The sequence below is a fragment of the Actinomadura sp. B10D3 genome, from assembly GCF_039871695.1.
Taxonomy (GTDB): Bacteria; Actinomycetota; Actinomycetes; order Streptosporangiales; family Streptosporangiaceae; genus Spirillospora; species Spirillospora madurae.
On the sequence record NZ_JBDPLY010000003.1, the window covers coordinates 43,712 to 67,435 of the forward strand.

Annotated in this window: 21 protein-coding genes; 14 read left to right on the forward strand and 7 right to left on the reverse strand. The window is 73.5% G+C overall.

The window, feature by feature from the left end; translation table 11 throughout:
• Positions 1-3: 3 nt before the first annotated feature.
• A complete protein-coding gene (gene map / locus ABGB11_RS06315) occupies positions 4-855 on the reverse strand; it encodes a type I methionyl aminopeptidase (protein WP_347629749.1) in 852 nt (283 codons plus the stop codon).
• A gap of 69 nt (positions 856-924) precedes the next feature.
• On the opposite strand from map, the gene ABGB11_RS06320 reads away from it, so the two are divergent.
• Positions 925-1,104 (forward strand): hypothetical protein, encoded by a 180-nt coding sequence (locus tag ABGB11_RS06320; protein ID WP_347629751.1) that lies wholly within the window; start codon positions 925-927, stop codon positions 1,102-1,104.
• Positions 1,105-1,142: 38 nt separating this feature from the next.
• Here the strand turns inward: ABGB11_RS06320 and ABGB11_RS06325 are convergent, their stop codons facing one another.
• Positions 1,143-1,730: a hypothetical protein gene (locus ABGB11_RS06325; RefSeq protein WP_347629753.1), complete on the reverse strand. Its 588-nt coding sequence runs from the start codon at positions 1,728-1,730 to the stop codon at positions 1,143-1,145.
• A 101-nt stretch (positions 1,731-1,831) separates the two neighbouring features.
• Between ABGB11_RS06325 and npdG the strand changes: the two genes are divergently transcribed.
• The 4 genes from npdG (at position 1,832) to ABGB11_RS06345 (ending at position 4,725) form a co-directional block, all read left to right on the forward strand.
• Positions 1,832-2,536 (forward strand): NADPH-dependent F420 reductase, encoded by a 705-nt coding sequence (gene npdG / locus ABGB11_RS06330; RefSeq protein ID WP_347629755.1) that lies wholly within the window; start codon positions 1,832-1,834, stop codon positions 2,534-2,536.
• Between the two features lie 17 nt (positions 2,537-2,553).
• The gene (locus ABGB11_RS06335; RefSeq protein ID WP_347629757.1) at positions 2,554-3,585 is read left to right on the forward strand and encodes an NAD-binding protein; all 1,032 of its coding nucleotides are present in this window, start codon (positions 2,554-2,556) and stop codon (positions 3,583-3,585) included.
• 69 nt (positions 3,586-3,654) lie between these two features.
• Complete coding sequence (locus ABGB11_RS06340; RefSeq protein ID WP_347629759.1) at positions 3,655-3,978, forward strand: hypothetical protein; 324 nt, start codon at positions 3,655-3,657, stop codon at positions 3,976-3,978.
• A 9-nt stretch (positions 3,979-3,987) separates the two neighbouring features.
• Positions 3,988-4,725, forward strand: coding sequence for a hypothetical protein (locus tag ABGB11_RS06345; protein WP_347629761.1), 738 nt, complete (start codon positions 3,988-3,990; stop codon positions 4,723-4,725).
• 124 nt (positions 4,726-4,849) lie between these two features.
• Here ABGB11_RS06345 and panB read toward each other — a convergent pair whose 3' ends face one another.
• Entirely contained in the window at positions 4,850-5,701 is an 852-nt protein-coding gene (gene panB / locus ABGB11_RS06350) for a 3-methyl-2-oxobutanoate hydroxymethyltransferase (protein WP_347629763.1), read from the reverse strand.
• Between the two features lie 143 nt (positions 5,702-5,844).
• Between panB and ABGB11_RS06355 the strand changes: the two genes are divergently transcribed.
• The 3 genes from ABGB11_RS06355 (at position 5,845) to ABGB11_RS06365 (ending at position 10,299) form a co-directional block, all read left to right on the forward strand.
• Positions 5,845-7,416 (forward strand): MFS transporter, encoded by a 1,572-nt coding sequence (locus tag ABGB11_RS06355; protein WP_347629765.1) that lies wholly within the window; start codon positions 5,845-5,847, stop codon positions 7,414-7,416.
• Between the two features lie 14 nt (positions 7,417-7,430).
• Positions 7,431-8,042, forward strand: a complete 612-nt coding sequence (locus ABGB11_RS06360) for a TetR/AcrR family transcriptional regulator (protein ID WP_347629767.1) — start codon at positions 7,431-7,433, stop codon at positions 8,040-8,042.
• 124 nt (positions 8,043-8,166) lie between these two features.
• Positions 8,167-10,299: a SpoIIE family protein phosphatase gene (locus tag ABGB11_RS06365; RefSeq protein WP_347629769.1), complete on the forward strand. Its 2,133-nt coding sequence runs from the start codon at positions 8,167-8,169 to the stop codon at positions 10,297-10,299.
• A gap of 26 nt (positions 10,300-10,325) precedes the next feature.
• Here the strand turns inward: ABGB11_RS06365 and ABGB11_RS06370 are convergent, their stop codons facing one another.
• Positions 10,326-12,122 carry an NAD+ synthase gene (locus ABGB11_RS06370; protein ID WP_347629771.1) on the reverse strand — a complete coding sequence of 599 codons (1,797 nt, stop codon included), beginning with the start codon at positions 12,120-12,122 and terminating at the stop codon, positions 10,326-10,328.
• 32 nt (positions 12,123-12,154) lie between these two features.
• Positions 12,155-13,414, reverse strand: a complete 1,260-nt coding sequence (locus ABGB11_RS06375) for an MFS transporter (protein WP_347629773.1) — start codon at positions 13,412-13,414, stop codon at positions 12,155-12,157.
• Positions 13,415-13,469: 55 nt separating this feature from the next.
• Here ABGB11_RS06375 and ABGB11_RS06380 point away from each other — a divergent pair, with 55 nt between their 5' ends.
• Positions 13,470-14,495: a DUF5937 family protein gene (locus ABGB11_RS06380; protein ID WP_347629775.1), complete on the forward strand. Its 1,026-nt coding sequence runs from the start codon at positions 13,470-13,472 to the stop codon at positions 14,493-14,495.
• Here the strand turns inward: ABGB11_RS06380 and ABGB11_RS06385 are convergent.
• Positions 14,435-15,454 carry a terpene synthase family protein gene (locus ABGB11_RS06385; RefSeq protein ID WP_347629777.1) on the reverse strand — a complete coding sequence of 340 codons (1,020 nt, stop codon included), beginning with the start codon at positions 15,452-15,454 and terminating at the stop codon, positions 14,435-14,437. The two genes, ABGB11_RS06380 and ABGB11_RS06385, sit on opposite strands and share 61 nt — an antisense overlap.
• Before the next feature lie 172 nt (positions 15,455-15,626).
• Here ABGB11_RS06385 and ABGB11_RS06390 point away from each other — a divergent pair, with 172 nt between their 5' ends.
• The 5 genes from ABGB11_RS06390 to ABGB11_RS06410 all read left to right on the forward strand — a co-directional run bounded on the left by ABGB11_RS06390 (position 15,627) and on the right by ABGB11_RS06410 (position 22,669).
• Positions 15,627-16,451, forward strand: coding sequence for a transporter substrate-binding domain-containing protein (locus ABGB11_RS06390; RefSeq protein WP_347629779.1), 825 nt, complete (start codon positions 15,627-15,629; stop codon positions 16,449-16,451).
• Positions 16,409-17,293: an amino acid ABC transporter permease gene (locus ABGB11_RS06395; RefSeq protein WP_347629781.1), complete on the forward strand. Its 885-nt coding sequence runs from the start codon at positions 16,409-16,411 to the stop codon at positions 17,291-17,293. The genes ABGB11_RS06390 and ABGB11_RS06395 overlap by 43 nt, the downstream gene beginning before the upstream one ends.
• The gene (locus ABGB11_RS06400) at positions 17,290-18,081 is read left to right on the forward strand and encodes an amino acid ABC transporter ATP-binding protein (RefSeq protein WP_347629783.1); all 792 of its coding nucleotides are present in this window, start codon (positions 17,290-17,292) and stop codon (positions 18,079-18,081) included. The genes ABGB11_RS06395 and ABGB11_RS06400 overlap by 4 nt, the downstream gene beginning before the upstream one ends.
• A 144-nt stretch (positions 18,082-18,225) precedes the next feature.
• Entirely contained in the window at positions 18,226-19,587 is a 1,362-nt protein-coding gene (locus ABGB11_RS06405; protein WP_347629785.1) for a glutamine synthetase family protein, read from the forward strand.
• A 28-nt stretch (positions 19,588-19,615) separates the two neighbouring features.
• Positions 19,616-22,669 (forward strand): bifunctional [glutamine synthetase] adenylyltransferase/[glutamine synthetase]-adenylyl-L-tyrosine phosphorylase, encoded by a 3,054-nt coding sequence (locus ABGB11_RS06410; protein ID WP_347629787.1) that lies wholly within the window; start codon positions 19,616-19,618, stop codon positions 22,667-22,669.
• A 41-nt stretch (positions 22,670-22,710) separates the two neighbouring features.
• On the opposite strand, the gene ABGB11_RS06415 is transcribed toward ABGB11_RS06410, so the two are convergent.
• The gene (locus ABGB11_RS06415; RefSeq protein ID WP_347629789.1) at positions 22,711-23,592 is read right to left on the reverse strand and encodes a phosphatase PAP2 family protein; all 882 of its coding nucleotides are present in this window, start codon (positions 23,590-23,592) and stop codon (positions 22,711-22,713) included.
• Between the last annotated feature and the right edge of the window lie 132 nt (positions 23,593-23,724).

Sequence of the window (23,724 nt, forward strand, 5' to 3'; positions counted from 1 at the left end):
GGGTCACGGCAGGGTGAGGATTTCGTGGCCGTCCCCGGTCACCAGGAGCGTGTGCTCGAACTGCGCCGTCCGCCTGCGGTCCTTGGTCACGACCGTCCAGCCGTCGTCCCACATGTCGTAGTCGTGCGTGCCGAGCGTCAGCATCGGCTCGATCGTGAACGTCATCCCCGGCTCGATGATCGTCGTCGCCCGCGGGTCGTCGTAGTGCGGCACGACCAGGCCGGAGTGGAACGTCGTGCCGATGCCGTGGCCGGTGAAGTCGCGGACGACCCCGTACCCGAACCGCTTGGCGTAGGACTCGATGACCCGCCCGATCACGTTGAGCGCCCGCCCCGGCTTCACCGCGCGGATGCCCCGCATCGCCGCCTCGCGGGTCCGCTCCACCAGCAGCCGCGACTCCTCGTCGACGTCCCCGCACAGGTACGTCGCGTCGGTGTCGCCGTGCACCCCGTCGATGTAGGCGGTGATGTCGATGTTGATGATGTCGCCGTCGCGCAGGACCGTGTCGTCCGGGATCCCGTGGCAGATCACCTCGTTGATCGAGGTGCACAGCGACTTCGGGAAGCCGCGGTACCCGAGCGTGGACGGGTACGCGCCGTGGTCGAGGAGGAACTCGTGCCCGACGGCGTCCAGCTCGTCGGTGGTGATCCCGGGCCGGACGTGCCGGCCCACCTCCTCCAGCGCCTGCGCGGCGATCTTCCCGGCCACCCGCATCTTCTCGATGATCTCGGGTGTCTTGACGTCCGGCTCGCCCGTCTTCGGCCGCTTCTTCCCCACGTACTCCGGGCGCGGGATGCTCGACGGGACCTTGCGCATCGGGGAAACCCGGCCGGGCCGGAGAAGCTGGGTCGTCATAGTGATGGAGTGTAGTCAGCGGGATCGGGGCAACGAATCCCCGCGAACGCGTGATCGAGAGGAGCGCCGATGGCCGGTGACGACGGTGACTGGTGGTTCTGCCTGAAGCACATGAAGGTCGAGCACGGGCCCGGCTGCCCCGGCAAGGACCGGATGGGCCCGTACGAGACCGAGGGCGCCGCCGCCGGCGCGCTCGCCCTCGCGCGCGAGCGCGACGAGGCGTGGCGCAGGCAGAACGGCGAGGACTGAACGGCGGGCCTGAACGGCGGGGACCGACGCGGCGGGCTTCAGTCGACGACCGGGCCCGACACCGCGTCGAGCAGCCGGGCGAGCCGGTGCCGGAGCCCGCGCGGCCCGCGGCCCGGCTCCTCGCCGGCCGCGGCGCTGACGAGGTGCTGCGCGCCGTCGAACGACAGGAGGGCCTCGCCCGGCGGGACGGTCAGCGCCTCGTGGGCGAGGCCGCGCAGCTCGCGGTCGCCGCCCTCCAGGGCCAGGACCGTGGCGCCGGTGCGGCGCGCGTCGTCGACCCGCTCCAGCAGCGGGGCGGGCGCGTCCTCCTCGGCGACGACGAACAGCGTCTCGCCGCGCCGCGCCGCCTCCAGCCGCTCCAGCCCGATCCGCAGGTGCCCGGGAGCGTCCGCGGGGGGCTTCCAGCGCACCAGCGTGGGCGCCAGGCCGGGGGCGTCGCCGAGCCGGCTCTCGTCGTCCAGGTGCGCCGCGAGGTGCCAGGGGTCTCCGGCGGGCGTGCCGACCAGCAGCAGCCCGCCGGGCGTGCGGGAGGTGGTCCGCAGCGCGTGCCCGAACTCCCGGGTCTGCTCCAGCCAGCCGGTCGTCGACAGGACCTCGCGCAACATCGTGATCTGCTCGGCGTCCACGGCCACCATGGTGCCGCATCGGACGTCCTGGTCAGGCGGTTTTCCGCCATGCCGGAACCCTCCGCGGCCCGCCGCACGGGCCGCCTGGCAGACTCGGCCGCATGACTGAGCAGCAGCAGAAGACTCCCTACGACCTCCCTGACGTGAGCGGCCTGTCCATCGGCATCCTCGGCGGGACCGGCGACCAGGGCAAGGGGCTCGCGCGCCGGTTCGCGCTCGCCGGGCACCGGGTGACGATCGGGTCGCGCAGGGCGGAGCGCGCCCAGGCCGCCGCGGACGAGCTGGCCGGTGAGGGCGAGGGCCTGCCGGTCTCCGGCGCGGAGAACCCGGTCGCGGCCGGGGAGTCCGACGTGGTGATCGTCGCGGTGCCGTGGGACGGCCACAGGGCCACGCTGGAGTCGCTGCGCGCCGAGCTGGCCGGCAAGATCGTCGTCGACTGCGTGAACCCGCTCGGCTTCGAGAAGGGCAAGGGCGCGTTCGCGCTGCCGGTCGAGGAGGGCAGCGCCGCCGAGCAGGCCGCCGCCGTCCTGCCGGACAGCCGGGTCGTCGCCGCGTTCCACCACGTGTCGGCCAAGCTGCTGCTCGACCCCGGGGTGGCCGGGATGGAGCTGGACGTGCTCGTCCTCGGCAACGACCGGGAGGCCACCGACCTCGTCCAGGCCCTCGCCGGCCGCATCCCCGGCATGCGCGGCGTCTACGGCGGCCGGCTGCACAACGCCGGCCAGATCGAGGCGTTCACCGCCAACCTCATCTCCATCAACCGCCGCTACAAGGCGCACGCGGGCTTGCGCATCACCGACGTCTGATCGCTAGTCTCGGGACGGTGCCGAGCATCGACGACGCGGACGCGGCGCGGCGCCCGCTTGTCCTGCTGCCGTCCCCCGGGCAGGGGCCGCTGCGCGCGGTCGCCCGGCGGGTCGGCATCGCGCTGCTGCTGATGTTCGCGGTCGTGGCGGTGGTGTACGCCGACCGCGGCGGCTACCGCGACGGCAGCGACGGGACGGTGTCGCTGCTGGACGCCTTCTACTACGCCTCGGTGACCATCTCCACCACCGGGTACGGCGACATCACGCCGGTCAGCGCCGGCGCGCGGCTCGTCAACATCGTCTTCATCACGCCCGTCCGGGTGCTGTTCCTCATCGTCCTCGTGGGCACGACCCTCGAGGTGCTGGCGGAGCGCACCCGCGACGACTGGCGCAAGTCACGCTGGAGGGCGCAGGTGCGCGACCACATCGTGGTGGCCGGTTACGGCACGAAGGGCCGCAGCGCCATCAAGACCCTGCTGAGCAGCGGGGTGGAGCCCGGCTCGATCGTCGTCGTCGACCCGGACCCGCGGGTGGTCGCCGAGGCGGCGGAGGCCGGGTTCGTCGGCATCGTGGGGGACGCGACGCGCAGCTCGGTGCTGAAGCAGGCGTCGGTCCACCGGGCCCGCGAGATCGTGGTGGCGAGCGCCCGCGACGACACCGCGGTGCTGATCACGCTGACCGCCCGGCAGCTCAACCCGCACGCCGGCATCCAGGCGTCGGTGCGCGAGTCGGAGAACGTCCCGCTGCTGCGGCAGTCGGGCGCCGACCGCGTGGTGACCTCGTCGGAGGCGGCGGGGCGGCTGCTCGGGGTGTCCAGCACCCAGCCGAGCGTCAGCCAGGTCATCGAGGACCTGCTGGACCAGGGCAGCGGCCTCGACCTGGTGGAGCGGGAGGTCCGCCCGGAGGAGGTCGGCGGCCCGCTCGGCGCGGTGCGGGAGCCGGCGCTCGCGCTCGTCCGGGACGGCCGGATGCTGCCGTTCGACGACGCCGGGTGCGGCGCCCTCGAACCGGGCGACCTGCTGATCGTGGTGCGTTCCTCGCGGAAATAGGGAGCGGACCGGACGCATGCCGCGTCCAAGGGCTGACGTACCATCGTGGTGGCGACATGCGGGGTGGAGATGAGAGAGATCCGGTCGGCAGATCCGTGGAGCGCGTTCCTCACGCCTTCGGGACGGGACGCGGGGCGCCGGCCCCCCGGTGCGGCGCCCGCGGGTGAGCCCGGCCACACCCCCCCGCATGCCGAGCCCGGCGCCGAGGACGCGTGCCGGCGGGTGCTGGGGCAGTTGGAATCGGCCGGCGGCCCGCTCTCGCTGGAGCAGATCCACCATGCGACGCGGCTCGGGCTGATGGAGGTCGCGGAGGCCGTGGACATGCTGCGCGAGCGCGGCCTGGTCGCCGTGGAACGCGAGATCGACGAGGTCGTCCGGCTGACCGGGGAGTGACCGGGCCCGATGATCGGATACGTCGTCGCCGTCTCGCTGAGCTGCCTGGTCGGCATCGCCGAGCTCGTCAGCCGCTACCGGGACCGGCCCACCACGCTGGTCCGGGTGCCGAGCACCTGGGCGTACGTGCTGATCAACGGGGGAGCGGGCGCGGGCTCGCTGCTGCTCCTGCACACCTTCGACTGGCGGTTCGGGGTCCGGTCGGGGGACGTCGCCGCGGCCACGCAGGTGCTCGTGGCGAGCCTCGGCTCGATGATGGTGTTCCGCAGCGCGGTGTTCACCGTCCGGGTCGGGGACGAGGACGTGGCGGTCGGCCCGAGCACGCTGCTGACCTCGCTGCTCGCCGCCGCCGACCGGGGCGTCGACCGGATGCAGGCCAAGACCCGCGCGCACGAGGCGGGGGAGATCATGCGGGGCGTCTCGTTCGCCAAGTCGCGGCTGGCGCTGCCGACCTACTGCCTCGGCCTGCTGCAGAACGTGTCCGCCGAGGACCAGGCCGACCTGCGCACCGCCGTCGACGCGCTTGCCGGCAGCGAGATGACCGACGGGCAGATGGCCCTCAACCTCGGGCTGCTGCTGATGAACGTCGCCGGCCCCGACGTGCTGCGCTCCGCCGTGGAGACGCTGCACGGCGAGATCATGGCGGACGGGGCGGAGCCGCGCCGCGTCCCGGCGCCGCGCGACGGCCAGACCCGCGAGAGCGGGACGCAGCCTCCCGAACCGGCCCGCTCCAACCCCGACCAGTAGCCGGCCCCTTCGGGCGAGCGGGCCCGGACGCCGGAACGCCCGCACGGCCACGCCGGGGCGGGGGCGGCCGTGCGGGCGGGGACGTCCCGCACGGCCGGGTGGGCGGCGGCGGGACAGGGTCCGGCTAGCGGTAGGAGTGCTCGGGCGCCGGGTAGGCGCCGCTCACGACTTCCTCGGCGTAGGTGCGCGCCGCCTCGCCGAGCAGGGTGTTCATGTCGGCGAACTTCTTGACGAACTTCGCGGTGCGCGGGGTGAGCCCGGCCATGTCCTGCCAGACGAGGACCTGCGCGTCGGTCTGGTTGCCGCCGCCGATGCCGATCGTCGGGATGGACAGCGACGCGGTGACCCGCGCGGCGAGGTCCTCGGGCACGCACTCCAGGACGAGGGAGAACGCGCCGGCGGCCTGCAGCGCCTTGGCGTCCGCCATCAGCTCGTCGCCGTCCTGGCCGCGGCCCTGCACCCGGTAGCCGCCGAAGACGTTCACCGACTGCGGGGTGAGGCCGAGGTGGCCCATCACCGGGATGCCCGCGGCGACCATCGCCTCGACCTGCGGGAGGATCCGGCGGCCGCCCTCCAGCTTGACGGCGTGCGCGCCGGTCTCCTTGAGGAACCGGGTGGCGGCCGACAGCGCCTCGGGGACGCCCGTCTGGTACGAGCCGAACGGCAGGTCGGCGACGACCATCGCGCGCTTGGACCCGCGGACGACGGCCGCGGTCAGCGGGATCAGGTCGTCGACGGTGACGGGGATCGTGGAGTCGTAGCCGTACACGACCATCGCGGCGGAGTCGCCGACGAGGAGCACCGGGATGCCGGCCTCGTCGAAGATCCGGGCGGTGAGGGCGTCGTACGCGGTCAGCATCGGCCACTTCTCGTGCCGCTCCTTGGCGGCGGCGATGTCGCGTACGGTGACCCTTCGCCCGCTCGTACCGCCGTACAGTGCGGTCGGCTGTGCAGGGGGTGCGACGGATGAGGACATGCGTGTGAACCTCCGGTCTTGAGGCGCCACGGTGGCGTACCCAGACGGAACCGATCGTGCCACTAGAGAAACGATTTCGGTAGACCCCGAGATTCCCTGAGATTCCGGGAATGAGTTCAGAAACGATACGGTTCCGTATCGGTATGGACCCACAGACGATCCAGCGGCGCCGGTGGTACATCCTCGGCGTCCTGACCATGAGCCTGCTGGTGGTGGTGCTGGACAACACCATCCTCAACGTGGCGCTCAAGACGATCGCCGACCCCCAGAAGGGGCTCGGCGCGACCCAGAGCCAGCTCGAATGGGCGATCAACTCCTACACGCTGGTCTTCGCCGGGCTCCTGTTCACCTTCGGTGTGATCGGCGACCGGCTCGGCCGCAGGCGGGTGCTCGCCGGCGGCATGATCGTGTTCGCCGTCGCCTCGCTGCTGTCGGCGTACGCCCAGACCCCCGAGCAGCTCATCTACGCCCGTGCCCTGATGGGCCTCGGCGGCGCCGCGGTGATGCCGCAGACCCTGTCGATCATCACCAACGTGTTCGAGCCGCACGAGCGCGCCCGCGCGATCGGCATCTGGGCCGGCGCGGTCGGCCTCGCCGTCGCCATCGGCCCGCTCACCGGCGGCCTGCTGCTCGCCCACTTCTGGTGGGGCTCGGTCTTCCTGATCAACGTGCCGGTCATCACGGCCGGCGTGCTCCTGATCGCCTTCCTCGTCCCCGAGTCGCGCAACCCCCGGCCCGGACGGCTCGACCCGCTGGGCGTCGTCCTGTCGGTCGTCGGCCTGGTCACCCTGTCGTACGGGATCATCGAGGGCGGTGAGAAGGGGACCTGGCTGGAGACGCCCGTGCTCGGCCCGATCCTCGCCGGCCTGGCCGTGCTCGCCCTGTTCGCGTGGCACGAGGCCCGCACCGCGTCCCCGGCCTTCGACGTCAAGCTGTTCCGGGACCCGCGGATGTCGGCCGCCGTCGCCTCCATCGCGCTGTGCTTCTTCGCCGCGACCGGCGTGTTCTTCTTCGCCAACTTCTACATGCAGTCGGTGCGCGGCCTGACCCCGCTGCAGTCCGGCGCGATGGTGCTCCCGTTCGCCATCGCCCAGCTCGCCTTCGCGCCGCGCAGCGCCGCGATGGTCCGCCGCTTCGGCGCCAAGGCGGTCTGCACGACCGGGCTGTCGCTGGTCACCGTCGCGCTGGCGAGCTACCACTTCGTCGGCACCCACACCTCGCTGTGGGTCCTCGGTGCGATCTTCTTCGTGCAGGGCGCCGGGATGGCCAACGTCATGCCGCCCGCGACCGAGTCGGTCATGTCGGCCCTGCCGCGCGAGAAGGCGGGCGGCGGGTCGGCCATCAACAACGTCGCCCGGCAGGTCGCCGTCGCGATGGGCGTGGCCGTGCTCGGCTCCGTCGTCGCGTCCGTCTACCGCGGCGACCTGCGCGACCGGCTGGCCGCGCTGCCCGCGGGCGCGCGCGAGGCCGCCGGCGAGTCGATCGAGGGCGCGCACGCCGTCGCCGCGCAGCTCGGCCCGGCCGGGCAGAGCCTCGTCGGTCCCGCCGACGCCGCCTTCGTGCACGGCATGCACGCCGCGTCGGCCGCCGCCGCGGTCGTCTCCCTCATCGGCGCCCTGGTCGTCCTGAAGTGGATGCCGGGACGCGCCGCGGCGCCCGCCGAGCCCGCCCCGGCGCCGGAGCCGGAGTCGCGACCGGAGCGGGCCGGCGTGTGAGAGCGTGATCCGCGATGAGCACTGAGACCGGGCCGAGCGCTGAGACCGAGCGGCGGCAGGCGGGCCGGCCCCGCAGCGAGCGCGCCGACAAGGCCATCGTCGAGGCGACCCTCGACCTGCTGGCCGAGGAGTCGGGGGTGGCGGGCGTCTCCATCGAGGCGGTCGCCGCCCGCGCCGGCGTCGGCAAGACGACCATCTACCGGCGCTGGCCGAGCAAGGAGGCGCTGATCGTGCACGCGCTCGGCGCCGTCAAGGAGCCGCTGCCCGAGCCGTCCGGCCGGTCCGCCCGGGAGGACCTCACCGCGATCGCGCGCCGGCTCGCCGGCCGCCGGCACAGCAGGTACTCGCGGTGCTTCTGGAACGTCACCGGAAGCGCGGAGAAGTATCCCGACCTGTACGCCCGCTACCAGCAGGACGTCATCGAGCCGCGCCGCGAGATCATCCGCCGGGTGATCCGGCACGGGATCGAGACCGGCGAGCTGCGCGCCGACCTCGACGTGGAGGTCGTCCTGTCGCTGCTGCTCGGCTCCCTGACCGCCCGGCGGCCGAAGGAGACGGTCCCCGCCGGCTACGCCGAGGCCGCCGTCGACACCCTCCTGCGCGGCATCGGGACCGGGCCGCGATGACCCCGGGGCGGGTGAACCGCGCCCAATTCGGCGTGGTAAGCGTGATCTTCTCCCACTGCGGCGGTGTCATGCCCCATACTGTCGCTGGGTAGTGCTGAGACGACCGGCTGTCTGGAGCGCGCAGGTGAGATCCGTGATGGCGCCGCGAGGCGAGGCGCCCGCCACCGATTCGGCGTCCCGGACCCTTGTCCTGGGCATAGACGGTGCCCGGCGCATCGTGCAGTGCGGACCGAACGCCAAGGGGGTCCTCGGCCGCGCCCCCGGCGACCTGATCGGCCGCCCCGCCACCGACCTGGTCGGCGACGAGGCGAAGGCCGAGCTGGAGGCGCTGCTGGAGCCGAACGACGCCGGCCAGGAGCGCAACGGCGTGATGGCCGTGCTGCGCGGCGACGACGGCGCGACCGCGAGCGCGCTCGTCACCGTCCAGCCGATGGTCGGCGGCGACTCGGGCACGGCGCCCGCCGCGCTGCTGTTCGTCCGGGTCGAGCTGCCGCCGAGCGAGCGCTACCAGGACCCCGCGCTCATGCGGCGCGCGCTGATGGACGACCCGCTCACCCGGTTCGGCGCGACCCTCGACCTCGACCAGTCCGCCCGCGGGCTCGTCGACGTCGTCGTCCCGCACTTCTGCAACGCCGCGTCGGTGCTGGTGCTGGAGAGCCTGGTCGCCGCCGACGAGGTGCACACCGAGTCGGGCTCGGCGGTGCTGCGCCGCATCGCGGTCACCTCCGACGACGGCAACCCGGCGTGGACGTCCACGTTCCCCGTCGGCGAGGTGCTGGTCTTCCCGGAGGGCACCCCCTACCGGCAGGTGATGGAGACCGCCCGGCCCGTCCACCTGCCGCACATCGACCTCGACCGGGCGAGCGAGATCGGCCGGCTGTGGCGGCGCGGTCCGGCGGGCGAGCTGCTGTCCAACGTGTCGATGGTGCTGCTGCCGATGATCGCGCGCGACACGCTGCTCGGCTTCATCGCCTGCACCCGCGTCCCCGGGTTCCGCAAGTTCGACGCCTACGACGTCGAGATCGGCATGGAGTTCGCGGCCCGCGCGGCGATCGTCATCGACAACGCCCGGCGGTACAGCCGGGAGCGCGCGACCGCGCTGGCGCTGCAGCGCAGCCTCCTGCCGATGCGGCTGTCCGCGCCGTCCTCGGTCGAGGTCCGGCACCGCTACCTGCCGGGCAGCAAGCTCGTCGAGGTCGGCGGCGACTGGTACGAGTCGATCGCGCTGCCGGGCGCCCGGGTCGCCCTGATCGTCGGGGACGTGGCCGGGCACGGCGTCCGCGCCGCGGTGACGATGGGGCGGCTGCGCACCGCGCTGCACACGCTCGCGAACCTGGAGCTGCCGCCCGCCGACGCGCTGCACGTCATGCACGAGCTGATGATCGAGCTGGGCGAGCAGGAGCCGCACTTCGCGACCTGCGTGTACGCGGTCTACGACGCGACGACCGGCACCATCGAGATCGCCTCCGCCGGGCACCTGCCGCCGCTGCTGGCCGCACCGGGCGGCGACAACGAGTACCTCCAGGTGCCGCCCGCGCCGCCGCTCGGCGTCGCCGGCGGCGCCGCCATCGAGAGCCGCGAGTTCACCGTCGAGGACGGCAGCCTCTTCGTGATCTACACCGACGGCCTCGTGGAGAACCGGGGCCGCGACATCGACGACGGCCTCGCCCGGCTGCAGCGGATCTTCGGGCCCGACTCGGTCGACCGCTCGATGGAGGACCTCGCCAAGGCCACCCTCGCCGGCGTCTACGCCGACCAGCACCGCGACGACATCGCCGTCCTCATCGCCCGGCTGCGCCGGCTCCCCGAGGACCGCTACGCCTCCTGGACGCTGCCCGCCGACCCCGCCGCCGTCCGCCGCGCCCGCGGCCTGGTCAGGGCGCGGCTGGAGGAGTGGGAGCTGGACGAGCTCGACTACACCACCGAGCTGCTGGCGTCCGAGCTGATCACGAACGCGCTCCGCTACGCCCCCGGCCCGATCGAGCTGCGCCTCCTGCTGGAGCGCACGCTCGTCCTGGAGGTCCTGGACCGCTCTGCCGCGCTGCCCCGCCTCCGCCGCGCCGAGGACGACGACGAGAACGGCCGCGGCCTCCTCGTCGTCAGCCAGCTCGCGCACCGCTGGGGCACCCGCCGGACCGCCGCGGGCAAGGTCGTCTGGTGCGAGCAGATCGTCCCCGGCATCGACCCCGACGCCTCCGAGCAGGTCCCCGCCTGGCCGGACGAGGCCTGGCCGGGCGAGAACCACCACCGCGAGTAGCGCGCGCCACCTGCTCGCGCCGGGCGCTACTTCTCGCGCCAGGCGTTGGTGATGGGGAGGCGGCGGTCGCGGCCGAAGTTCTTCGGGGTGATCTTCGGGCCGGGCGGGTACTGGCGGCGCTTGTACTCAGCGATGTCGACCAGGCGGATGACGCGCTCGACGAGGGCCGGGTCGTGGCCGGCGGCGACCAGCGCGTCGCGGCCCATGTCGCCCTCGACGTAGTCGGTGAGCACCGGGTCGAGCTCGGCGTACTCGGGGAGGGTGTCGCGGTCGCGCTGGTCGGGGCGCAGCTCCGCGGACGGCTCCTTCTCGATGATCGCCTGCGGGATGGGCTCCTGCGCGAACCGGTGCAGGAGCGCCGGCTCGCGGCCCGCCTGGGCGTTGCGCCAGCGGGCGAGCTCCCAGACGGTGAGCTTGAAGACGTCCTTGATGGGGGCGAAGCCGCCCGCGGAGTCGCCGTAGAGGGTGGAGTAGCCGGTCGCCAGCTCGCTCTTGTTGCCCCCGGTGAGGACCAGGTGGCCGTGCTCGTTGGACAGGCCCATCCACACGTTGGCGCGGATGCGGGCCTGGAGGTTCTCCTCGGCGAGGCCGTGCAGGTCCAGATGCTTCTCGAACGACTCCACCATGTCGGCGATGGGGACGATGCGGGAGTTGATCCCCTGCCGCTTGACGAGCTCCTCGGCGTCCACGACGGACCCCTCGGAGGAGTAGCGGCTCGGTAGCAGGACCGCGTGGACGTTCTCCGGGCCGATCGCGTCCGAGGCGATGGTGGCGACCAGGGCGGAGTCGATGCCGCCCGACAGGCCGAGGACGACCGAGCGGAAGCCGTTCTTGCGGATGTAGTCGCGGGTGCCGAGGACCAGCGCCGCGTAGACCTCGGCGAGGTCGTCCAGCGGCTCGGCGACGGCCGGGGGCCGAGCCGGGTAGGCGGGCAGCGGGTCCGGCGACAGGATGTGCCGGTCGATGGTGATCGTGGTGCCGTCCAGGGCGTCGACCGGCGTGCTGCCGGGTTCGCGCGACGGGTCGGCGGCCGGGAGCGCGAGGTCGGCGACGAGGAGGTGCTCGGTGAACTGGGGTGCGCGGGCGAGTGAGGTCCCGTCGGGCCCGACGATGACCGAGTCGCCGTCGAAGACGAGCTCGTCCTGGCCGCCGACCATGTTGACGTAGGCGAGCGCGCAGCCGGCCTCGCGGGCGCGTTCGGCGCACAGGTCGAGGCGGACGTCGTCCTTGTCGCGCTCGTAGGGGGAGGCGTTGATGGAGAGCAGCAGGCCCGCCCCGGACGCGTGGGTGACGCTGACCGGGCCGCCGTCCTGCCAGAGGTCCTCGCAGATGACGGTGGCCACGTCGACGCCGTGGACGCGGACGACGGGCAGCCGGTCGCCGCGCACGAAGATGCGGTACTCGTCGAACACCCCGTAGTTCGGGAGGTGGTGCTTGGCCGAGCGGGCCAGGACCTCCCCTCCGTGCAGCCACGCCGCGCCGTCGAGCGGCGCCCCGGCGGGCTGCCCCGAGCGTGCGGCCCGGGCGGTGCGGCCGACCGCTCGCCGGTCGAGGTACCCGGTGACGACCGGCAGGTCGCCGAGGTCCTCGTCGGCGAGGCGGCGGGCGAGCCGTTCCAGCGCGCGCCGGGACGCCTCGACGAAGGACGTGCGCAGCGCGAGGTCCTCCACCGGGTAGCCGGTCAGCGCCATCTCCGGGAAGGCGACCAGGTGCGCGCCGGCGTCGGCGGCCCGCCCGGCCCATGCCACCACCTTCTCGGCGTTCCCGTCGAGGTCGCCGACGGTCGAGTTCACCTGCGCGAGCGCGATCCTGAGCTGTGCCACCGTCCCAGGGTAGAACGCCGGACCCGGTTTCGTCACTCTGACGAGAAGGGTGTGGCGAGCGCCACGGCCCGCCGCCGCCTGAGCGCGGGGGCGAGCGCGAGCTGCGCCGCGGCGGCGCCGAGCGCCAGCCCCGCGCAGGTCAGCCAGAGCGCGGGGACGCCGCCGGCGCCGAGCAGCTGGGTGCCGCCGAGCGGCGCCAGCAGGAACCCGCCCGACCACGCCATCCCGTACAGGCCGCTGTACCGGCCGCGCAGGCCGGCGGGGGCCAGGTCCGCGACGACGGCCTGCAGGACGGACGCGGCCGTGATCTCCCCGAGCGTCCACACCAGGATCGTCGCGGTGTAGGCGGCCAGGGACGCGGCGAACGCCGTCAGGCCGTAGCCGAGCGCGACCAGCACGAACCCCGCGACCATCACCAGGCTGTGGTCGCGCCGCGCCAGCCACGCGTTCACCAGCGGCTGGACGATGATGATCAGGACCCCGTTCGCGGCGATCGCGAGGCCGTAGTCCTGCGGGCCGAGCCCCGCCTCCTTCATGGCGAGCGGCATCGTCGTCATGCCCTGCATGAGCACGAAGGTGTAGACGAGCGTGACCAGCACGTACGCCACCATCACCCGGTCGCGCAGCACGCGTCCGAACCCGCCGGCCCGCTCCGCGCGGGCGCCCCGCGCCCGGGTCTCGGGGACGGCGCGCCACACCAGCAGCCCGAAGGCGGCGCAGGTCAGGGCGTCGATCCAGAACAACCACAGGAACCCCTGCCGCGCGAGCGTCCCGCCGAGCACCATGGCGACCGCCCAGCCCAGGTTGACCGCCCAGAACAGCAGCCCGAACGCCCGGGGACGGTCTCCCGGGGAGATGACGTCCGCCACCATCGCCTGCGACGCGGGCCGGTACATGTCCAGCAGCAGGCCGAGCAGCAGCGCCGCCGCGACGATCGCGGCGAGGCCCTCGGCGTAGCCGAGCGCGAGCATGGCCGCGCCGGTGCCGACGGTCGCCAGCGTCAGCGTGACGCGGCGGCCGATCCGGTCGGCGAGCGCGCCGCCCGCGAGCTGGCCGCAGAGGGACCCGGCGCCGAGGACGGCCATCACCATGCCCGCCTGGGTCAGCGACAGCCCGCGCATCGTCGTCAGGTAGAGGCCGAGGAAGGGTTCGACCATCGTCCCGAGCCGGTTGAGCAGCGTGCCCGCCCACAGGACCCAGAACGTCCGGGGGAGGCCGCCGACCTTGGGACGCAGGAACGCCGCGAACCGTCCCGGGGCAGGGTCGACAGGAGTGTCTTCCAGAGTGGTCACTTGCACGATGGTGGGGGCTCCCGGCACGCGGAGATAATCATTTAGCCTGGGCTGAATGATCGAGTTCGTCCTCGCGCCGGACGACGTCGCCCGGGTCCGGTTCGCGTTCTCGCCGCTGTGGGAGATGGTGCGCAGCCTGCGGGTCCTCGCCGACCCGTCGGGCCACGCGCTGCACCTCCCGTGGGTGCGCACCGTCCGGCCGCGGCTGCGCGGGCTCGGCATGGGGCCGCTGCGCGAGGTCGTCCAGCCCACCGGGTACATCCCGGACTTCCTCACCCCGCCGCCGCGGTCGCCGCTTCCCGACATCGGCGCCGAGCTGGAGACCGTCCGCGCCACACCGCCGGAGGTCGTCGCCGCGGAGCTGAGCTGGACCGAGCCCGGCAGCCCCGCGGGCGCGGCCCGCCTCGCCATGGCCGCCGACCCGGAGGGCACCCTGGAGCGGCTCGCCGGCCTGCTCGAACGGTACTGGGAGGTCGCCGTCGAGCCGTACTGGCCGCGCGTCCGCGACCTGCTGGAGGGGGAGGTCCTGCGCCGCGCCGGCGCGCTCGCCGCCGAGGGCGCCGCCGGGGTCTTCGGCGACCTGCACGAGGCGGTCTCCTGGCGTGCCGGGACCCTCACCGTCGACCGCCGCTGGCGTTTCCGCGGCGAGCTGGCCGGACGCGGGATCCTGCTCGTCCCGAGCGCCTTCGTGTGGCCGAACGTGTCGGTGATGGTGCCGCCCTACCAGCCGATGCTCAGCTACCCGCCGCGCGGCGTGGCGACGCTCTGGGAGACCGGGCCGCCGGACGGCGGCCGGGCGGGCGCGCTCGCCGCGCTGATCGGGCGCCGCCGCGCCGAGCTGCTCACCGCGCTGGCCACGCCCGCCTCGACCACCGATCTCGCCCGGCGGGCGGGCGTCACCGCCGGGGCGGTCAGCCAGCACCTCGGGGTGCTGCGCGCCTGCGGCCTCGTCTCCGGGCACCGCCTCGGCCGCCGCGTCCTCTACGTCCGCACGCCGGCCGGGGACGCGCTCGCCGGGGCTCAGCGCAGCGACGCGAGGGCGTCCAGGCGCGGCGGCGCGGGCGCGTCGCCCGGGACGTAGCGGCCCGACTCGGCGAGCCAGTCCACGTGCGCGCGCGGCGTGTCCAGCAGCACCTTGACGACCTGCGCGGCGGCGGCGCGCTGCGCGACCGTCATCTCCAGCCGGTCCAGCATCTCCGGCAGCCTGCGGGCCGCCGTCCACGCCTCCTCCAGCCGGTCGGCGACGCGGTCGGCGACCGCGGCCGCCGCCTGCTCGGGAGACAGGCCGTGCGCCCGCGCGAGGACGGCGGGCAGGCCGTGGACGTCGCCGCGCGCCGACTCCAGGTCGTGCGAGGCGAGGTCGTTGGACCAGGCCACGGCGTCGGCGACGCTGTCGGCGAGGGTCTTCCACCGGGGCGTGCGCAGCAGCCGCGACGGCAGCTCGACGCCGAGGACGGGCTCGATCAGGTCGTACAGGAACGGCCCGCACGCCCGGCGGCGCAGCTGCGGGTACTCGGCCTCGCCGGGGACGTGCCGGATCCGCCGGTTGACCGCCTCCTCCGCGCAACCGTCCCGGTGCGCCTCCAGGTGCAGCATGAAGCGCCGGCGCCAGTCGCGGCTCATGTCCCTGGACGTGGTGTGCCACAGCTCCACGAGCGCGGCCTCCAGCGGCCGGGCGCCGGGCCGGGCGTGGCCGCGGCGCATCGCGCGCAGCAGGTCGTCGTAGAGCGCGTGCACGGCGCTGCCGCTGTCGGCGAGCGGCGGGTGGTCCAGCGTGTCGTCCAGCGCGAGCGTCCAGGTCAGCCAGCGGGCGAACAGGTCCACGCCCGCGAGGTCGGCGTTCGGGAACACCCGGGCGGCGAGCCGCTCGCAGCGGGCCCGGCCGAGCGGCGAGGTGTCCGGGTCGCCGAGCACGAGGCCCCGGCCGCGCGCCCAGGCCTCCACCTGCGCGCACAGCTGCCACGACTCCGGGTGCATGGCCGACGGACTGGCCAGCGCGGTCACCCGGTCGCTCATCGAGAGAAGAGGTGAGATGTCCACGACCCTCCTCACGTTAATGATCACTTCGTGCGCGGAACTCGATCGCCACGTCAATTTTCGGGAAACGGATATCGGGGGACGGTCACCGGCGGGCCCGCCGCGGGCCCCTGCCCCCGCGGGGGCGGACGTGGGATAGTTCGTTGATCGACAAGCGGCTCAATCAGGAGGAAACGTGTCCGGACGAACCCCGCGACGGGCCCTGGGTGCGGGGCTGGCGGCCCTCGCGCTGGCCGCGTCGGCGTGCGGCGGCGACGACGGCGCCACCGTGCAGGGCGTGAAGCTCATCGAGAAGGGCGCGCTCACCTCGTGCACGCACCTGCCGTACCCGCCCTTCCAGTCCGAGGACAAGAAGACGGGGAAGGTGGTGGGCTTCGACGTCGACATCATCGACCTCGTCGCCAAGAAGCTCGGCGTGACCCAGAAGGTCGTCGACACCCCCTTCGAGACGATGAAGACGGGGTCGGCGCTGAACGCCGGCAAGTGCGACATCCAGATGGGCGGGATGACGATCACCGACGAGCGCAAGCGCTTCATGGACGTCTCGGACCCCTACTTCGACGCCACCCAGGCGCTGCTGGCGAAGAAGGGCAGCGGCGTCGCGTCGCTGGACGACGTCAAGTCCAGGAAGCTCAAGCTCGGCTCGCAGGCCGGCACCACCGGTGAGGACTTCGTCAAGGGCAAGGGCTTCGACCCGCGCTCGTTCGACAACTCCACCGCCGAGCTGGACGGGCTGCGCACGGGCCAGGTGGACGTGATCGTCCAGGACGACCCGGTCGTCCGCGGCTGGCTGAAGGACCCGGCGAACGCGAAGTTCGAGATCGTCGCCAACCTGAACACCGGCGAGCAGTACGGCATGTGGATGCGCAAGAACCACAACCCCGAGCTGGTCAAGCTCACCAACCAGGCGATCGCGCAGGCGAAGTCCGACGGCACCTACAAGGCGATCTACGAGAAGTGGATCGGTCCAATGCCGGCCGCCGCCGGCGGCGGCTCGTGACCGCCGAGCCCGTCAAGGCGGGGCCGCCGGGGCCGGGGGCGCCGGGCGGGATGTCCCGCCGGACCCGCCGGCGGCTCTCCCTCGGCGGCCAGTACGGGCTCTTCGCCGCCGTCGTCGTGCTGGTCGCCGTGCTGGCCGACTGGCAGACGCTGCGGGTGAACTTCGCCAACTGGGAGGTCGCCAAGAGCCTCTTCCCGGACATCATCACGATCGGCCTGCGCAACACCGCCGTGTACACCGCGGTCGGGTTCGGCATCGGGCTCGGCGGCGGGCTGATCATCGCGCTGATGCGGCTGTCGTCCGTCCCCCCGTACCGGTGGTTCGCCACCGCCTACATCGAGATCTTCCGCGGCCTCCCGCTGCTGCTGATCTTCATCTTCGTGGGCGTCGGCGTGCCGCTGGCCTTCCCCGGCACCAACATCCCGGGCGGGGCGGCCGGGCAGGCGGGGCTGGCGCTCGGGCTCGCCGCCACCGCCTACATGGCCGAGACGATCCGGGCCGGGATCGAGGCGGTCCCCCGGGGGCAGTTGGAGGCGGCGCGCTCGCTCGGCATGTCGCACGCCCGCGCGATGCGGTCGATCGTCATCCCGCAGGCGTTCCGGATCATCATCCCGCCGCTGACGAACGAGCTGGTGCTGCTCTGCAAGGACTCCTCGCTCGTGCTGTTCCTCGGCATCACCCTCGAGCAGCGGGAGCTCACCAAGTTCGGCCGCGACCTCGCGGGCGAGCAGGGCAACACCACCCCGATCATCGTGGCGGGGATCTGCTATCTGATCATCACGATCCCGCTGAGCCTGCTGGCCCGGCGGCTGGAGGCGCGGCAGCGCAGGGGGCAGCGATGACGGGCCTCGGCAAGGACACGTCCGGCGGGAACGCCGTGGAGATCAGCGGGCTGCGCAAGTCGTTCGGGACGAACGAGGTGCTGCGCGGCATCGACTTCCACGTCGCGCCGGGCGAGGTCGTGTGCGTGATCGGCCCGTCCGGGTCCGGCAAGTCGACGCTGCTGCGCTGCGTCAACCTGCTGGAGGAGCCGTCGGCGGGGACGATCCGGGTCGTCGGCGCCGACGTCACCGACCCCGACGTGGACATCGACGCCGTCCGCCGCCGGATCGGCATGGTCTTCCAGTCGTTCAACCTGTTCCCGCACCTGACCGCGCTCGGCAACGTGATGATCGCCCAGCGGAAGGTGCTGAAGCGGGGCCGGGAGGAGGCGGAGCGGGTCGCGCGGGAGAACCTGGAGCGGGTCGGGCTGGCCGACAAGATCGGCTCCTACCCGGCGCAGCTGTCCGGCGGCCAGCAGCAGCGCGTGGCGATCGCCCGCGCGCTCGCGATGGGGCCGGAGGTGATGCTGTTCGACGAGCCGACGTCCGCGCTGGACCCGGAGCTGGTCGGCGACGTCCTCGGCGTCATGCGCGGCCTCGCCGAGGCGGGGATGACCATGCTCGTGGTCACCCACGAGATGAGCTTCGCGCGGGAGGTCGCCGACCGGGTGGTGTTCATGGACGGCGGCGTGGTCGTGGAAGAGGGCCCGCCCTCCCGCGTCATCGCCGCTCCCTCCCACGAGCGGACCAGGACGTTCCTGTCCCGCGTCCTCGATCCCGCCGCCGCGCGGGTCGGTGAGGGCGACTAGTCGGGTATGTTCCGAGCACCGGCCCCGGACGCGTAACGTCGCGGTAACAGCGGCCGGGCATACTGCGAAGGTAGCCGGACCGGCGTCCGCGGCCGGCATACCCGGCCCGCGTCCGAGACGAGGGCAGCACCGAGGGAGAGGGCATTGGACCGTCAGCAGGAGTTCGTGCTCCGGACACTGGAGGAGCGCGACATCCGCTTCATCCGGCTGTGGTTCACCGACGTGCTCGGGTTCCTGAAGTCGGTGGCCGTGGCCCCCGCCGAGCTGGAGGGCGCCTTCGGCGAGGGCATCGGGTTCGACGGGTCGGCGATCGAGGGCTTCGCCCGCGTGTACGAGGCCGACATGATCGCCAAGCCGGACCCGTCCACGTTCCAGGTGCTGCCCTGGCGCTCGGAGTCCCCCGGCGTGGGCCGCATGTTCTGCGACATCCTGATGCCGGACGGCACGCCGAGCTTCGCCGACCCCCGCTACGTCCTCAAGCGGGCCCTGGCCCGCGCCGCCGACCTCGGCTTCACCTTCTACACCCACCCCGAGATCGAGTTCTTCCTGCTCAGCGACAAGCCGGAGGACGGCCGCGAGCCCGAGCCCGCCGACGCGGGCGGGTACTTCGACCACACCCCGCACAGCGCGGCGCACGACTTCCGGCGCAACGCGATCACGATGCTGGAGGCGATGGGCATCTCGGTGGAGTTCAGCCACCACGAGGGCGCCCCGGGCCAGCAGGAGATCGACCTGCGGTACGCCGACGCGCTCACCACCGCCGACAACATCATGACCTTCCGGCTGGTGATGAAGGAGGTCGCGCTGGAGCAGGGCGTGTTCGCCTCGTTCATGCCGAAGCCGTTCACCGAGCACCCCGGCTCCGGCATGCACACCCACATGTCCCTGTTCGAGGGCGACCGCAACGCCTTCTACGAGCCGGGCGCGGAGTACAAGCTGTCGAAGGTCGGGCGGGCGTTCATCGCCGGGCTGCTGCGGCACTCCGCCGAGATCACCGCGGTGTGCAACCAGTGGGTCAACTCCTACAAACGGCTGTGGGGCAACGTCGGCTCGGCCGCCGGCGCCGGGGGAGAGGCCCCGTCCTACATCTGCTGGGGGCACAACAACCGGTCGGCGCTCGTCCGCGTCCCCATGTACAAGCCGCACAAGGGCCACTCGACCCGCATCGAGTTCCGGTCGCTGGACACGGCCGCGAACCCCTACCTGGCGTTCGCGGCGATCCTCGGCGCCGGGCTGAAGGGGATCGAGGAGGGCTACGAGCTGCCGCCCGGCGCCGAGGACGACGTCTGGGCGCTCACCGTGGCCGAGCGGCGCGCCCTCGGCATCGAGCCGCTGCCGCAGAACCTGGACGAGGCGATCCACGCGATGGAGCGTAGCGAGCTGGTGGCGGACGTCCTCGGCGAGCACGTGTTCGACTTCTTTCTGCGCAACAAGCGCCAGGAGTGGGAGGACTACCGGCGCCAGGTGACCGAGTTCGAGCGCAAGCGCCTGCTGGCGGTCCTCTGAGCGACTCCTCCGGATTACGGTTGACCCTGTGACCGAGTCCTGGACCTCCGACCGCCGTCCTTCCCTCGCCGGCCGCCTGGCGAGGCTCGGGTTCACCGACGCCGCGCGGGCCGAGCGGCTCCTGGAGGAGGCGCGGCGCGACACCGGCTCCGGGCTGTCGGACGAACTGCTCGATGCCTTGGGCGGCACCGCCGACCCGGACCTCGCTCTCGACGGCCTGCTGCGGCTGCTGGCGCGCGCGGACGAGCGGGGCGTGGGCCGCGACCTGCGGGACGCGCTCGCCCGCGAGCCGGGGACGCGGGAGCGGCTCACCGCCGTCCTCGGGGTGAGCGCCGCCCTGGCCGACCACCTGGCCCGGCACCCGGAGCACTGGAACGTTCTGCGCGACGGCCGGGCCGGCCCGGCGGCCCCGCCCCGCGACGAGCTGCTGGCCGCGGTGGGCGCAGACCCGTCGGCCGATGAGCCGGTGGCCTCCGCCCCGGACCCCCTGCTCGCGCTCCGCGTCGCCTACCGCCGGCGCCTCCTCGCGCTCGCCGGACGCGACCTGATCGGCATCGCGGACGTCGCCGACGTCGCCGCGGAGCTGGCCGACCTCGCCTCCGCCGCGCTGGAGGCGGGCCTCGCGATCGCCCGCGCCGAGGTCCCCGAGCACCGGACGTGCCGGCTCGCCGTGATCGGCATGGGCAAGTGCGGGGGCCGCGAGCTGAACTACGTCAGCGACGTCGACGTGATCTTCGTGGCGGAAGCGCGGGGGGACGAGCCGGAGGACGCCGCCCTGCGCGCCGCGACCCGGCTGGCGTCGGCGATGATGCGGGCCTGCTCGGCCTCCACGGAGGAGGGCGCGCTCTGGGAGGTGGACGCGGCGCTGCGGCCCGAGGGCAAGTCCGGCCCGCTCGTGCGGACGCTCGCCAGCCACCGCGCCTACTACGAGCGCTGGGCCAAGACCTGGGAGTTCCAGGCGCTGCTGAAGGCCCGCCCGGTCGCCGGCGACGCGGGGCTCGGCGCCCGCTACCTCGACACGATCACCCCGATCGTGTGGAAGGCCGCCGAGGGCGAGGACTTCGTCGAGGACGTCCAGCACATGCGGCGCCGCGTCGAGGCCGACCTGAACCAGCGCACCGCCGACTCCGAGCGCCAGCTCAAGCTCGGCCCCGGCGGGCTGCGCGACGTGGAGTTCTCGGTGCAGCTGCTCCAGCTCGTGCACGGCCGCGCCGACGAGACGCTCCGCAGCCCGACCACGCTGGACGCCCTGGCCGAGCTGTCCCAGGGCGGCTACGTCGGCCGCGACGACGCGGCGGTGCTGGCGTCGGCCTACCGGTTCCTGCGGCGGGTGGAGCACCTGGTCCAGCTGCACCGGCTGCGCCGCACCCACCTCGTCCCGGGCGACGAGGCCGACCTGCGCCGCCTCGGCCGCGCCCTCGGCCTGCGCACCGACCCGGTGGGGGAGTTCACCGCGCTGTGGCGGCGGCACGCCCGCGAGGTCCGCCGCATCCACGAGAAGCTGTTCTACCGGCCGCTGCTGCGGGCCGTCGCCCGGCTGCCGGGGGAGGAGGCGCGGCTCACCCCGGAGGCCGCCCGGACCCGGCTGGAGGCCCTCGGCTACGGCGACCCGGCGGGCGCGCTCCGGCACATCGAGGCGCTGACCTCGGGGGTGTCGCGGCGTGCCGCGATCCAGCGGACGCTGCTGCCGGTCATGCTCGGGTGGTTCGCCGACGCGCCGGACCCCGACGCGGGCCTGCTCGGGTTCCGGCAGGTCAGCGACGCGCTCGGCACCACGCCCTGGTACCTGCGGCTGCTGCGGGACGAGGTCGCCGTCGCAGAGCGGATGGCGTGGGTGCTCGGCTCCAGCCGCTACGCCACCGACCTGCTGCTGCGGGCGCCGGAGGCGGTCGCGATGCTCGGTAGCGACGCCGACCTGGCGCCGCGCCCGGCCGAGGCGCTGCGCTCGGAGGCCCTCGCCGCCGTCCGCCGGCACGGGGACTTCACCGCGGCGCCCCCGGGTGAGCGGGCGGCCGCGGCCGCCCCCGCCGAGGAGGCGGCCGCGGTGGTGCGGGGCCTGCGCCGCCGCGAGCTGTTCCGCGTGGCGGTCGCCGACCTGCTCGGCCTGGTCGACGTCCGGACGGTGGGCGAGGCCCTCACCGGCATCGCCGCCGTCACCGTGGAGGCGGCGCTGCGGGCCGCGATCAAGAAGATCGAGCTGGAGTCGCGCGAGCCGCTGCCGACCCGGATGGCCGTCGTCGCGATGGGCCGGTTCGGCGGGCACGAGCTCGGCTACGGCAGCGACGCCGACGTGATGTTCGTGCACGACCCGCTGCCCGGCGCGGACGAGCGGGCCGCCGGACGGGCCGCGCACGCCGTCGCCGAGGAGCTGCGCCGCCTTCTCGCGCTGCCCGCCCCCGACCCGCCGCTGGAGATCGACCCGAACCTGCGGCCGGAGGGGCGGCAGGGGCCGCTGGTGCGCACCCTCGCGTCCTATGCCGCCTACTACGCCCGCTGGTCGGAGCCCTGGGAGGCGCAGGCGCTGCTGCGCGCCGACCCGCTGATCGGCGACGAGGGACTGCGGGACCGGTTCCGCGCGCTGATCGACCCCGTCCGGTGGCCGGAGGACGGCATCGACGACGACGCCGTCCGGCAGATCCGGCGGCTGAAGGCGCGGATGGAGTCCGAGCGGCTCCCGCGCGGCGTCGAGCGGCGGCTGCACATCAAGCTCGGCCCCGGCGGTCTCGCGGACGTGGAGTGGGTCGCGCAGCTCCTCCAGCTCCGGCACGCGCACGACGTCCCGGGGCTGCGCACCACCCGGACCCTGGACGCGCTGGACGCCGCCGTCGGGGCCAGGCTCCTGGACGCCGGCGACGCCGCCGTGCTGGAGAACGCGTGGTGCCTGGCGACCCGCATCCGGGGGTCGATCATGCTGGTGCGGGGCCGCGCGTCCGACCTGCTGCCCACCGACCACCACCGGGAGCGCAGCGCCGTCACCCGCGTCCTCGGCTATCCCGGGACGGGTGACCTTCTGGAGGACTACCGCCGCCACGCCCGCCGGGCCCGCTCGGTGGTCGACCGCGTGTTCTACGGGGCGGACTGAGCCTGGAGGATGACCCGGCTACTACCGGAGTCGTAGGCGGATCACGAGCGGCCGGCGCCGCCCGCGGCGGCGGACCCGGCGCCCGAGCCGCTCGTGCCGCGTTCCGGACGCTGCGCGAGGCGGTGCCGGACGTGGGCCCGCGCGATGAGCAGCGAGGCGGGGCACCGCATGTAGAGGACGTAGGAGACCCAGAGCGCCCCGCTGATCAGCGCCATCCCGGCCACCGCGTCCAGCACGTAGTGGTTGGCGGTGGACAGGATCACGTACACGGTCGTCGCCGGGTAGAGCACGCCGAGGGCCTTGGCCCACTTCTGGGTCGCCAGCCTGACCAGGATCACCCCGCACCACAGCGACCATCCGGCGTGCATGGACGGCATGGCCGCGTACTGGTTGGTCAGGCTGCCGGACGCGTCGCTGGCGTACAGGCCGAGCGAGTGCAGCGCGGTCACCGGGTCGACGAAGCCCTCGCTGTGCAGGAACCGCGGCGGTGCCAGCGGGTACAGCCAGAAGCCGATCAGCGCCACGGCCGTGGCGATCATGATGGAGGCGCGCAGCCACCGGTAGTGCTGGGGCCGGTAGCGGTACAGCCAGACGACGATGCCGAGGGTCACGATGAAGTGCATCGTGGCGTAGAAGACGTTGGCGGTGCGCGCCAGCCACGGCACCGACAGCAGCGTCTGGTTGAGGTGCAGCTCAACGTCCAGCCCCAGGTAGCGCTCCACGCGCAGGATCTGGTCGGCGTGCGCGAACGCGGGCCCGGTGCCGTCCTGAACCAGGACGATGCGGGTGAGCGTATAGCCGGTGTAGAAGAGGACGACCAGGAGCAGCTCACGCCAGACCGGGGGCGCGGTGAGGACGCGGCGCCGTAGTCTCGCGGCGCCGGCCTCGCCTCTGCGGGCCGTTGGGGGGGCGGGTTGAGCCATGGTACCTATCTTTGCCTCAGGGCCCCCTGAATGAGATCACCGCGGCGAATGGTCTTCATCTCAGACTTGAGTAGTACGACCCTGATGCGGTATCCGGACTTTCGGGGGAGGGGGTCGGGGACGGTGGGTGGA